This window comes from uncultured Psychroserpens sp. (assembly GCF_947503375.1).
Taxonomy (GTDB): Bacteria; Bacteroidota; Bacteroidia; order Flavobacteriales; family Flavobacteriaceae; genus Psychroserpens.
The window spans coordinates 1-12,227 of record NZ_CANNDQ010000012.1 but is presented as its reverse complement, the minus strand read 5'-3'; the positions used below and the strand labels follow the sequence as shown (position 1 = coordinate 12,227).

The following is a 12,227-nucleotide window of genomic DNA, read 5'->3' as shown; positions in this document are numbered from 1 at the left end:
AATCAAATGCAAGACATATTTGATTTCACATATAAATGCTTAATGCTTTTATCAGATAGCACAGGTTTTAGCTACAAAGAAATCAATATCATTATATGGTATATCTGTATACCTCTATCTTGGGCATTTCTTATTGATAGCATAAAAGGAAGCTATCGGTTTACGATTGGTTACACTATCATCATATTAATTGGCATATTGGTAATTGATAGCTTTTCAAAATTCTCAAATAAATTATTTAATGCTTCAGCTGACTTTTTAAGATCTTTCGATAAACTAGGTGCCAATTACACTAATGCTTCTGTTATTATCTGCATATTGATTCCTTTGATTATTTATAGTCTTCTCTTTAAAAAAGCATATTTCAACTCTAAAAATAATTTAGGAAAATCTTAAAAAAGTATGTAAGTTTTCTTACTTATCTTTGACCATACTATATAACTTATAGGTACTAAATTTTGTTTCTTAAAATACATGAACAACACTTTAACGCGTTTTAAATCAACTAGAACTCATACTGAAACCTTATGTAAACCGCTTCAAATTGAAGATTATACACCTCAATCTACAGTATTTGCCAGTCCTCCAAAATGGCATTTGGCACATACATCATGGTTTTTTGAAGAGATGATTCTTAAAACATATACAAAAGACTATAAAGTATTTGATTCTAGTTTTGGATATCTATTTAACAGTTATTATAACAGTTTAGGGCAACGTATTGAAAGACAAAATAGAGGTTTGATCACGAGACCAAATATAGAAACCATATATAAATATAGAGCGCATGTAGATCTGGCCATGATAGTGCTTTTAAAAAATAAACCGTCTGTTGAAATTGAAGAATTGACCATTTTAGGTATAAATCACGAACAACAACATCAAGAACTCTTACTAACAGATTTGAAGTATACGTTTTCTCAAAACCCTATTCATCCAAAGTATGATAACATCAATTTTGTTGAGCAAAAAAACACAGAAAATGGTTGGCTTCAAATAAACGAAGGTAACTACAATATAGGTCATACCAGTAACGACTTTTGTTTCGATAACGAACTGGCTTCTCATAAAATATTCCTTCAACCATTTAAAATTGCAAAACATTTAGTTACCAATGGCGAATATATAGCGTTTATTGAAGCTGGTGGTTATTCAGATCCAAAATATTGGTTAGATGATGGATGGCATTGGATAACTAAAAATAAGATTGACCACCCTTTGTATTGGGCTTTAGAGGATGATAAATGGAAACATTACACACTTTCTGGATTAAAAGACCTAAATCCTGATACGTTACTTTGTCATATCTCATTTTATGAGGCTTCTGCATTTGCCTTTTGGAAGGGATTACGTTTACCTACAGAATTTGAATGGGAAGTTGCTTCAAAACAGTTTAATTGGGGAAATCGTTGGGAATGGACATACTCAGCTTATTTACCATACCCAAATTTTAAAACAGCAAAGGGAGCAGTTGGTGAATATAATGGAAAATTTATGATCAATCTTATGGTACTCAGAGGTTCATCAAGTGTCACACCAAAAAATCATAGTAGATTTACCTATCGTAATTTTTTCTCCCCTGAAACACAATGGCAGTTTTCAGGAATTAGACTGGCTTCTAATACTTAATTAATAAAATAATCAGTAACGACAAACAATAAATGAGCAATACCTTTATAAATGATGTAAACGAAGGGTTAAGTAAACCCAACAAATCATTATCCTCAAAATACTTTTATGATAAAATTGGTGATGCCATTTTTGTAGAAATCATGAATATGCCAGAATACTATCTTACTAATGCAGAAATGGATATATTCAAAAACCAGACTCAAGGTATTATTACTAGTCTGGAACTCAATCCACAAATTCCTTTTGAACTTATAGAATTAGGCGCAGGTGATGGCACAAAAACAAAGCATCTTTTAAAGAAATTAGATGAAAATGGCTATGATTTCAAATATTTCCCAATAGATATATCTCAAAACGCTTTAGATCAATTAGAAAGAAGTTTGAATACCGAATTGCCAAATATCAATGTTTCAAAGCAGCAAGGTGATTATTTCGACATATTGGCTTCTTTAAAGGCTACAAACACTCAAAAAGTGGTTTTATTTCTAGGTTCAAATATTGGTAATTTAACAGATGATAGCGCTAAACAATTCATCACCGAACTTAGTAATGTTCTAAACACGAACGATAAAGTGCTTTTAGGTGTAGATTTAATAAAACCTGAATCGATTGTACTTCCTGCTTATAATGATAGTCAAGGTATTACCAAACGATTCAACTTAAATCTTTTAAGTAGAATCAATAAAGAGCTAAAGGCAAATTTTGATATTAAAGCTTTTAATCATATTCCAGAATATACTGAAAATGAAGGGATTGCAAGAAGTTACCTTGTAAGTACTAAAGCTCAAAGCGTTACTATTGATGAATTAAATAAAACTTTTACATTTTATGAAGGTGAAAAGATTCATACAGAAACCTCAAGAAAGTACAACGACACCATATTAAATAATATTTTAGAAAACAGCAATCTAGAAGTGGTTACTAAGCTGATGGATTCAAATTTGTATTTTGCAGATTATATTTTAAAAAAGAGATAGATTTTGAATAGCGTATCTAATCAATTATGTGTTTTAGGTCTTGGCTCTAGAAGCACGCAATTTTACATTGAAGCACTTCATGAGCGTTATCACAATTGCTTTGGCAATTATCACACCTTCCCTTTTATTTTATATCAAATAGATTTTAATAGAATCAATATACATCTACCAAACCAGTTTGATCAATTAATTCCTGAACTGACTGATTGTTTGAATTCAATTTCAAGATTACCTACACAACGGTATTTGATTCCTAACATTACCTTGCACGAAACACTAGATAAAATTGACCATGATTTAAGTATTATTCATCCTATTGAGTTAACAATAAACTATTGCAGCGCACAGGATATAAATGAAATTGTACTTTTTGGATCTCAATATACCATGCAATCATCATACATATCAAAAGCCTTAAAAGCTCAAGGTATTACTACTATAATTCCTTCAGATCAAAATATATTGGAGATCGATGATTTTAGAAAGAAATTATATACACACTCTGATTCTGAAGAAGATTTTAGTAGGTATAAAAAATTAATCGATCACTATACAGCTTCATATCATGTGGTTATAGCCTGTACAGAATTATCACTCAATCATAAAAAGCTTTATAACGAAAAACTAATTGACATGGCCATGCTCCAAATAGATCATATTATTCCTGCTTAGTGTAAACCAAGGTTACATCTTCATTAGGATAGGTGAAATTCATTCCATCATACATTTCTATTCGAAAGAAATCTGAAACAAATACATTCATGATATTACCTGATAGCGTTCCTACTAAATCATCGTTACCATTTTCAACAGTAATCGTGTTTCCATCATGTGTCCAAGTAGATTCGGTATCAAAACCATCTAAGCATTCATAAACGTGCTCATATTCGGTTGCACTGGTTACTTCTACTGTTATTGAAGTTAGTGCACTAATGATATTTACTGTGCCATCAGACCTGAACCTAATTAGATCATCATTATAACAAGGTGTTTCAACAAATAAATTTCTAGAAGCCGTTCCATCTTCATTAAAATCGAAAGCACTTTCAACACGCAGAGCGCTCAACACCCAAGTGCCTTCTATACTGGTAGTAGTATCACCATCATCATCTGATGAGCAAGAAAATAGGCTAAATACAATTAATAGAACACATAATTTAATAATAATTTTCATGGTTTGATAGTTTATAGTTTATACCAACCCATCGCTTATTTATCAATATGTCATCAGCCCTTTTGAGATTATTTTTTATGTTGCTTCTCTTCTATCCATTTGCTCATAAACTTCGTGCTTTGTATAGTATGGTGCTGTAGTATTTGTCCGATAAAATTTTCTTGTCTATGTGCAGAAAGATCTAATAATATAGAGTCTAGTGTATTGATGAAAGGCTTTTGAAAATCTGAAATTTGAAAACGCGAATTAATTGCTCTAAATCCGTTATCTTGTTTTTCTGTCCATAGGCTCTGATTTTTGTACAATTCGATTGTTTTTTGAGCAAAGGCCTCAGGATTGTCCTCAATAAAACCATTAGCATCAAAATTACCAAACATACCTTCGGCAGCAATACAACTCATCATACATGGCGTACCGTTTTGCATGGCATCTATAAGTTTCCCTTTTAAACCAGCCCCAAATTGTAAAGGTGCCAGACATAATCTTGCAGATTGCATGACTTGGTTAACATCTTTTGCAAAGCCCTTGATAATGAATCCATCATTTTCATTATGAAGTTGTGTGATTTTTTGAGAGGCATAAGCACCATAAATAAGAATTTTTGCTTTAGAGAATTCTTTACGAATTAGTGGCCAAATGGTTTGCTTTAGATATAAAACCGATTGGTAATTTGGCGGATGCAAAAAGTTTCCAATAGTTATGAAATGTTCTCGTTGATCAAATTTAGGTAGATTTATAAGCGAAGTATTTGAAATAGGGTGTAATAAAAATGGTAGATAAAAAAGTAATCTACTTTCAATTTTAAATGTTTCTGTTAGTATTTTCATTTCTACTTCTGAGATAATTAAACTCAGATCACATCTATAAATACTTGCTATTTCTCTCTTAGCGTCATCACTAAAAAGATTTTTTTCATTAAAAGGTTTCTTTAATTGAAATGCCTTTTGGCGTGCTTTGCGTAAGCAATGTAAATCTTCAGTATCTAATATTCTTAAAGCATTAGGGCAATTTTCAGTAACACGCCATCCATATTGCTCTTCAATCATGAACCGATCAAATAATACGATATTAGGATTCAATGCTGCAACAAAGTCATCAAAACTAGAATCGTTAAGTTTAATTGTTACTTGATCTACTCCAAGCTGTTTTAAATCGAAGGCATTTTTAGTTTTAGTGCACGCTGAAGCAAAAGTGATAGTGTATTTTAGAGATTTAAATAGTGTTATGAGTTGCATCATTCTACTTCCAGCTGCAGAACTATTTGGTTCTGGCCAAACGAAGCCAATGATGAGAAGTGTTTTTTTCACAACATTAAACGCTAATCACTTGAAAGCTGAGAAGCATAATTTGAGCGTACATTTTTTGCCCAATCTATAACTGCTTTGATTTGCTCTTGAGTTAAATTTGCCTCACTGTGTGTCCAGGTGTAAGAACGCAAAGGCATTTCCTTAGCTTGAACCATTTCTATTAATTCTTCAAGTTTATGATCTTTCTTTTTCACTGTGTAACTGTCCCACTTTGAAACATCAAAATGCCCTTTACCATGATCTATATGACCATCTAACCAATAATTCACAGGTGTAATTGAACTATACCACGGATAACGAGTTACACTACTATGGCAATCAAAACAGGTTTCTTTTAAAATACCTTTAACTTGTGGTGAAGGATTTGTTTCTACTAAAAAGGGTTCTATTGAAGTAAGATCGCCTTCATTTTTTTCTGGACCAAAAAACTGTGCAATGATAAACACAACAAGTAATGCCAAAAGTATCTTTTTTATAAGCTTCATTTTGATTATTTTTGTAGTGCTTAAATGTACTAAAAAAAGGTTTGACTACAGAACAACTTTACAACGAATTAAATTACGTCAACCATTCGCGAGAAAAGCGCTTATACTATGCTAATTTGGTCATCTCGCAACCCGAACTCATTTCCGAATTATTGGATATCCTTTTTATGATTGATGATAAGATTTCTTGTCGAGCAGCTTGGGTATTTGAATTCATGTGCGGCGAAAAGCTTGAAGCAATCATTCCGCATCTTAGTAGATTTACTGAAAGTATTCATAAAGTACATCTAGACTCTGCTGTAAGACCTGTGGCAAAAGTATGTGAGCATTTAATAAAGGCATATTATTCTAAGCACGATCATATTATCAAAACGGCTTTAAGGCATGAACATCTAGAAAAGATTATAGAAGCCTGTTTTGATTGGATGATCAACGATGAAAAAATTGCACCTAAAGCCTATGCCATGAATGCGTTATTCTTATTAGGCAAAGACCATGATTGGATTCATCCAGAATTGGCAATGATATTAGAACGAGATTATCACATGCAAAGTTCTGGCTTTAAAGCTAGAGCTAGACATATTTTAAAAAAAATTAAGGCCTAAAGCCTACTGTAGAAAAGGAAAAAATGAAAAAAGACAATACCAAAGTTATATATTGGCTATTAACAGGATGTATTTTGATTTTTATAATGGTCATTGTTGGAGGAATCACTAGGCTAACACATTCAGGTCTATCAATTTCAAATTACAAACTAATTGCTGGTACTATTCCTCCTATGAATGAAGTAGAATGGCAAGAAGCATTCGAACTCTACAAACAGTATCCAGAGTATCAAAAACTAAATACTCATTTTGATCTCGAAGATTTTAAAGACATTTACTTTTGGGAATGGTTACACCGCGTTATTGGTCGTTTTATTGGACTGGTATTTTTTATTCCATTTTTATATTTTTTAATAACTAAACAACTTTCAAAACCAACAATTAAAAAATCAATAATCCTATTGTGTTTGGGCGGATTTCAAGGGTTTTTAGGATGGTACATGGTGAAAAGTGGATTGGTAGATAATCCAGACGTAAGTCATTATAGACTTGCAGCCCATTTAACCACAGCCTTTATCACATTTGCTTATACCTTTTGGGTGGCATTAGATTTAATTTTTCCCAATAAAAATGACATCAACAAAAAAATGAGAAACCTCATTTGGTTAGGTTTGACAATTCTATTATTACAAATTGTATATGGTGCATTTGTAGCTGGTTTAGATGCTGGTTTTATACACAACCATTGGCCTATGATGAGCGAAGGTAAATTCATGCATGAAACTGTTTACATAGAACAAAACCCTGTTTATAAAAACTTCATTGAAGGCAAAAGTGGTGTGCAATTTGTACACAGGACCTTAGCCTATGTGGTAGTATTCATCATACTAATGATATGGTATAGAGGAAAACAGTTAATACTTACAACACCTCAATTGTATGGTATAAATGCTTTACTTATAATGGTATTTGTTCAGTTTTTATTAGGAATTTTAACAATCATATACGCTGTTCCTGTTTGGCTAGGTGTTACGCATCAAGTAGGTGCTTTTTTATTATTAACAGCTATGACATTTACGTTGCACCGTTTTAGTAAATAAGTTATTTTTGCAGCATGATTTATAGATTTAGAGTTATACTAGACAATGATACTGAAGATGATGTATTTCGTGATATAGAGATTCGTGAAACAGACTCTCTTGAAGATTTACATAACACCATCACACAATCTTTTGGTTTTGATGGTATAGAAATGGCTTCGTTTTACCTAAGTAATGATGAATGGGATCAAGGTGAAGAAATATCAATGTTTGACGTTAGTGAAGGTCAAGGTACTGTGCGTTTAATGAACGAAACCAAACTCAATGATGTCGTTCATGAAGCACAAACTAAATTAATCTATGTTTATGATTTTCTAAGCATGTGGACATTTTTGGTTGAACTAGCTGAAATAGTCGAAGAAGCCGAAGGAACAGACTACCCTAACCTTATGTTTGTTCACGGACAAATACCAGACACAGCGCCTGAAAAGACCTTTGAAGCTGAAGACTTTAATGATTTCAATGAATTTGAAGATGACATAGATGTTGATGACTACGACAATCTAGATTTTGACGAAAACTGGAACTAATCCAAATTTTACTTTTTTTAAATTTGATTAAGCATTTCAAGTGTGTTTCTTCCTATATCCAAAATGAAACTACATGCTTGTAACAAAATTTGTATACATTCGTCATACATATAATCAATCATTTCTGAACTGTTTCAGTAATAAAATCAATTAATTTGGAATCTATACTAACCATCAACAATCTCACCAAAAAATTTGGTCCAGTCACTGCTGTAAAAGACTTATCATTCACTATAAACAAAGGTAATGTTTATGGTATCTTAGGACCCAATGGCAGTGGAAAATCTACAACATTAGGTATTGTATTAAACGTTGTTAATAAAACCCAAGGTGAATTTCTTTGGTTTGATGGTAACACTACAACTCATGATGCTTTAAAGAAAGTCGGTGCTATTATTGAACGCCCAAACTTTTATCCATATATGACAGCTTATCAAAACTTAAAGTTGGTATGTAAGATTAAAGGTGTAGCCTACAGTAAGATAAACGAAAAACTTGAAGTTGTTGGTTTACTAGAAAGAAAAGATCATAAATTCCGAACCTACTCATTAGGCATGAAACAACGTTTGGCAATTGCTTCAGCATTACTAAATGACCCAGAAATTTTAATTTTAGATGAACCAACCAACGGTCTAGACCCTCAAGGTATTCATCAAATTCGTGCCATCATTAAACAAATTGCAAGTGAAGGCACTACAATACTTTTAGCTTCACACCTTTTAGACGAAGTTGAAAAAGTGTGTTCGCATGTGGTTGTTCTTAGAAAAGGTGAAAAATTGTATTCGGGACGAGTGGATGAAATGATTTCTAGTCATGGTTTTTTTGAATTACAATCAGATCAGCAAGAGAAACTTCTACGACTTCTAGAAAAAGATAACTCGTTCGGTAATATAACTGTAGAAGACAAAATCATTACTGCATTCTTAAACAACCCAATGAATGCCTCTACATTCAATCAACTTATGTTTGATAATGGTATTGTATTATCACATTTAGTGAAGCGCAAAGAAAGTTTAGAGGAGCAATTCTTACAGTTAACAGACAATAAATAATCATCAATCAAATACTGAGTTTTCAGAAAAAAAATCAACCCATCATGTTAAGACTTTTACAACTTGAACTTCAAAAGCTTTTATTAAATAGAGCAAGTAAAGTACTTATATTCATATCTTTCATTCTTCCGTTTTTTGTAATTATTCTATCATCACTTAGAATTAATTTTTTCGGACTCTTTGTTTTAGAATTAGGTCATTATGGAATTTTCAATTTCCCAATCGTGTGGCACATCACTACGTTTTTTGCCTCTCAATTCAAATTCTTTTTTGCCATTGTAGTGGTAAGTATGATAGGTAATGAATACAGTAATAAGACCATCAAACAAAACCTCATTGATGGGTTAAGCAAAAAAGAGTTTATACTCTCTAAGTTTTACACGATAGTCTTCTTTTCTGCAGTAGCTACATTATTGATATTTTTAATCTGCTTATGTATAGGACTTTACTATTCAAGCATAGATGAAATGTCTTTAATATTTATAGATTCGGAATTCTTATTTGCATATTTCTTAAAACTTGTCGGGTTCTTTAGCTTGTGCCTGTTTTTAGGAATGCTTGTAAAACGCTCTGCCTTTGCACTAGCATTTTTATTTGTATTATTTATCGTGGAATGGATTATTTATGGCATACTTACATGGAAAACTAACGAAGCTCTTGCCGATAAAATTCAAAATTTCTTCCCATTAAAATCCATGTACAAGTTAATTGATCAGCCATTTCAACGTATTGTTATGTCTAAAGTACCTAACAAGCAAGACTTTATATATGACTTTGCAGTACATTGGCATGAAATAGCAATAGTTTTAGCTTGGACAGTAATTTTCATCTTTTCATCTTATAGATTGCTTAAACGTCGTGATTTGTAATATCTTTATAGCTTAACATCTTACCCTTGCAGTGTTTTATGTTAAAGTTTTACCTAACTTTTAAAATTAGGTAGTAATTTTACCACAATACATGTTATAATTAAGTAAGACTGCTAAAGTTATTGCTATTACCAAAATGAAAAGGAGATCAATACTATTCGTTACACTTTTGTTGTGTAGTATATTCACGTATGCACAGCAGGAAGCGTCGTTTTGGTATTTTGGTCAAAACGCTGGATTACAATTTGACTATTCAACTGGTACTGTAACTTCAATAACAGATGGACAATTAGATACACTTGAAGGCTGCACATCAATATCAGACACAAATGGCAATCTGTTATTTTATTCTGACGGTCGTACAATTTGGAATGCAAACCATGTGGCAATGCCAAATGCTAGTGAAACTCTAGGAACAGGTCTAAAAGGTGATGACTCAAGTACATCTTCTGGTTTAATCGTCCCAAAACCTCAAGATCCAAGTGCTTACTATATATTTACTGTTGATGAACCACACCACTTCAACTCGGTAGGTTTTCCAAATAATCAAGATGGTGATGGTGTTAATGACGGACTCACCTACTCATTAGTTGATATTACATTAGAAGGTGGTTTAGGAGATGTTGTTGATTCTGAAAAAAACATACAACTAATAACCTACGACCCTACAGATCCTCAAGAATTAGATTTCAAATGCTCAGAAAAAATTACCGCTGTAAAAGCCGATGATTGCTCATCCTTTTGGGTGATTACTCATTTTATTGATACATTCTATGCCTTTAAAGTAGACACTAACGGAGTTAATACTACTCCTGTAGCTTCTACCGTTGGACCAATTGTACCAGTATCTGGTTACAGAAGAAATGCTTTAGGCTATTTGAAAGCTTCGCCTGATGGATCTAAACTAGTAGTTGCGCATTTTGGATTTGCTGATGAACCTGGTAGAAATGGTGCTGGAGGTGTGTACCTATTCGATTTTAATAATGATACTGGTACGGTATCAAATTCAATAGAATTATACGGTCCGCAAAATGGAAATAGCCCTTATGGCGTAGAGTTTTCCTCTGAAAACAGAAAAGTATATGCTACTATAGATACTGGTGCTGCTGGAACAGGATCGAGTCAACTATTACAATGGGATCTTGAAGCTGCAGATATTCCCAGTTCAAGACAGAACATTTTTACATCAACTAATCTAAGTGCTGGAGCATTACAATTAGGATTAGATAAAAGAATTTACAGAGCGCAGGTGAATTTTGCAGATGTTTCTACAAGCGGTAGATTTTTAGGTGTTATCAATAATCCTGAAGCAGATGGAACTGCTGTGAATTATGATGAAACTGGCATGCTCCTAGATGTCAATGGTACTTTTCAAAATTTAAGTAGAATCGGCTTGCCTCCATTCATACAATCGCTCTTTAATTCTCAAATTGATATTATTCAGAATGGCGAAAGCACGACAGAACTGAAGTTATGTACAGGAAACAATTATACATTAATGGCTGAAGATATAGCTGGAGCTACTTATAATTGGTCAAAAGATGGAGCACCACTTGCAGAAACAACATTTCAGCTTTTTGTTGACACTCCTGGTTTTTATGAAGTATTTGTTGAACCAAATAATGGTGAATGTCCTATTGAAGGTGAAGCATTAGTGGGTATTTTTGAAATCCCAACTGCAACGCAACCACAAGATATCGTTGTTTGCAATGAAGAAGCTAATACATCATTTGATCTTACAATTCAAGATACTGATATATTAGGAACTCAAGATCCAACAGCATTCAACGTACACTACTACACAACTTTAGATGATGCTACTAATAATATAAATGAGATTACAGAAGTATTTGAAAATACCGAAAACCCTCAAACGATTTATGTAAGAGTTGATAATGTAGATAATGACAAATGCTTTGACATCACAGAATTCGCATTAGAAGTATTTATTATACCTACTATTGAATCTCTTGATGATGTAAATGTTTGTGACATTGATTTTTTTGGAAATACTACGGATGGATTTACTACTGTAGAGCTCAACTCGCTTAATCATCATTTCTTAGGAACACAAAGCACTACAACTTTTGCTGTAAGCTATCATGCAACGCAACAAGATGCTGATAACAACACAAATGCCTTGCCAAATACGTATACAAATACTACAGCATATACTGAAGAATTATTTGTTAGAGTAGAAAACAGTACTAATACAGACTGTTATATAACCGCTTCATTCTCTATGATCATCAATGATGCTCCAGAAGCCAATACAGTTAGTCTCATTCAATGTGATGAAGATGGTATTCCTGAAGGGTTTACCACTTTTGATCTCAATCAAGCCTTTGATGCTATTACTGGTGGTGCTTCTGATAGAGAAATTAATTTCTTCTTATCGCTTAATGATCTCCAAAATAATCAAGATCCTATCAATGCCGATGCCTTTGATAATTTCTTCAACCCACAAACAGTTTATGCGCTCGTTACCAATACCATTACAGGTTGTACCAACACTGCGCAAGTAACGCTTCAAGTCAGTTCTACTGCTGCTAACAA

The 12,227-nt window shown here is 32.8% G+C and carries 12 protein-coding genes and 1 pseudogene; 10 read left to right on the top strand and 3 right to left on the bottom strand.

Annotation, left to right across the window (positions count from 1 at the left end):
* Positions 1–6 precede the first annotated feature (6 nt).
* From Q0876_RS14970 to Q0876_RS14955, 4 genes are all read left to right on the top strand, one after another.
* Entirely contained in the window at positions 7–396 is a 390-nt protein-coding gene (locus Q0876_RS14970; RefSeq protein ID WP_299229457.1) for a hypothetical protein, read from the top strand.
* Positions 397–474: 78 nt separating this feature from the next.
* Positions 475–1,629 carry an ergothioneine biosynthesis protein EgtB gene (gene egtB, locus Q0876_RS14965; RefSeq protein WP_299229454.1) on the top strand — a complete coding sequence of 385 codons (1,155 nt, stop codon included), beginning with the start codon at positions 475–477 and terminating at the stop codon, positions 1,627–1,629.
* A gap of 32 nt (positions 1,630–1,661) precedes the next feature.
* On the top strand, positions 1,662–2,609 hold the full coding sequence (locus Q0876_RS14960) for an L-histidine N(alpha)-methyltransferase (protein WP_299229451.1): 948 nt from the start codon (positions 1,662–1,664) through the stop codon (positions 2,607–2,609).
* Between the two features lie 3 nt (positions 2,610–2,612).
* Entirely contained in the window at positions 2,613–3,281 is a 669-nt protein-coding gene (locus tag Q0876_RS14955; protein WP_299229448.1) for an aspartate/glutamate racemase family protein, read from the top strand.
* Here the strand turns inward: Q0876_RS14955 and Q0876_RS14950 are convergent.
* The 3 genes from Q0876_RS14950 to Q0876_RS14940 all read right to left on the bottom strand — a co-directional run bounded on the left by Q0876_RS14950 (position 3,268) and on the right by Q0876_RS14940 (position 5,575).
* A complete protein-coding gene (locus Q0876_RS14950) occupies positions 3,268–3,783 on the bottom strand; it encodes a lipocalin family protein (protein ID WP_299229445.1) in 516 nt (171 codons plus the stop codon). The genes Q0876_RS14955 and Q0876_RS14950 overlap by 14 nt on opposite strands.
* 68 nt (positions 3,784–3,851) lie before the next feature.
* Positions 3,852–5,090: a glycosyltransferase family 4 protein gene (locus tag Q0876_RS14945; RefSeq protein ID WP_299229442.1), complete on the bottom strand. Its 1,239-nt coding sequence runs from the start codon at positions 5,088–5,090 to the stop codon at positions 3,852–3,854.
* An 11-nt stretch (positions 5,091–5,101) separates the two neighbouring features.
* On the bottom strand, positions 5,102–5,575 hold the full coding sequence (locus tag Q0876_RS14940) for a heme-binding domain-containing protein (RefSeq protein ID WP_299229439.1): 474 nt from the start codon (positions 5,573–5,575) through the stop codon (positions 5,102–5,104).
* Between the two features lie 41 nt (positions 5,576–5,616).
* Here Q0876_RS14940 and Q0876_RS14935 point away from each other — a divergent pair, with 41 nt between their 5' ends.
* From Q0876_RS14935 to Q0876_RS14910, 6 genes and pseudogenes are all read left to right on the top strand, one after another.
* Positions 5,617–6,180: an adenylosuccinate lyase gene (locus Q0876_RS14935; protein WP_299229436.1), complete on the top strand. Its 564-nt coding sequence runs from the start codon at positions 5,617–5,619 to the stop codon at positions 6,178–6,180.
* Between the two features lie 23 nt (positions 6,181–6,203).
* Positions 6,204–7,220: a COX15/CtaA family protein gene (locus tag Q0876_RS14930; RefSeq protein ID WP_299229433.1), complete on the top strand. Its 1,017-nt coding sequence runs from the start codon at positions 6,204–6,206 to the stop codon at positions 7,218–7,220.
* 14 nt (positions 7,221–7,234) lie between these two features.
* The gene (locus tag Q0876_RS14925) at positions 7,235–7,750 is read left to right on the top strand and encodes a hypothetical protein (RefSeq protein ID WP_299229430.1); all 516 of its coding nucleotides are present in this window, start codon (positions 7,235–7,237) and stop codon (positions 7,748–7,750) included.
* Between the two features lie 155 nt (positions 7,751–7,905).
* Positions 7,906–8,802 carry an ABC transporter ATP-binding protein gene (locus Q0876_RS14920; RefSeq protein ID WP_299229428.1) on the top strand — a complete coding sequence of 299 codons (897 nt, stop codon included), beginning with the start codon at positions 7,906–7,908 and terminating at the stop codon, positions 8,800–8,802.
* Positions 8,803–8,846: 44 nt separating this feature from the next.
* Positions 8,847–9,671 carry an ABC transporter permease subunit gene (locus tag Q0876_RS14915; RefSeq protein ID WP_299229425.1) on the top strand — a complete coding sequence of 275 codons (825 nt, stop codon included), beginning with the start codon at positions 8,847–8,849 and terminating at the stop codon, positions 9,669–9,671.
* 136 nt (positions 9,672–9,807) lie between these two features.
* Positions 9,808–12,227: pseudogene (locus Q0876_RS14910) on the top strand (CUB protein); the annotation flags it as partial.

What these genes read in the sequence shown, in the direction of transcription:
- Q0876_RS14970 (WP_299229457.1), top strand. Translation starts at nt 7, where the DNA reads ATGCAAGACATATTTGATTTCACATATAAATGCTTAATGCTTTTATCA.
- egtB (WP_299229454.1), top strand. Translation starts at nt 475, where the DNA reads ATGAACAACACTTTAACGCGTTTTAAATCAACTAGAACTCATACTGAA.
- Q0876_RS14960 (WP_299229451.1), top strand. Translation starts at nt 1,662, where the DNA reads ATGAGCAATACCTTTATAAATGATGTAAACGAAGGGTTAAGTAAACCC.
- Q0876_RS14950 (WP_299229445.1), bottom strand. Translation starts at nt 3,783, where the DNA reads ATGAAAATTATTATTAAATTATGTGTTCTATTAATTGTATTTAGCCTA.
- Q0876_RS14940 (WP_299229439.1), bottom strand. Translation starts at nt 5,575, where the DNA reads ATGAAGCTTATAAAAAAGATACTTTTGGCATTACTTGTTGTGTTTATC.
- Q0876_RS14930 (WP_299229433.1), top strand. Translation starts at nt 6,204, where the DNA reads ATGAAAAAAGACAATACCAAAGTTATATATTGGCTATTAACAGGATGT.
- Q0876_RS14925 (WP_299229430.1), top strand. Translation starts at nt 7,235, where the DNA reads ATGATTTATAGATTTAGAGTTATACTAGACAATGATACTGAAGATGAT.
- Q0876_RS14915 (WP_299229425.1), top strand. Translation starts at nt 8,847, where the DNA reads ATGTTAAGACTTTTACAACTTGAACTTCAAAAGCTTTTATTAAATAGA.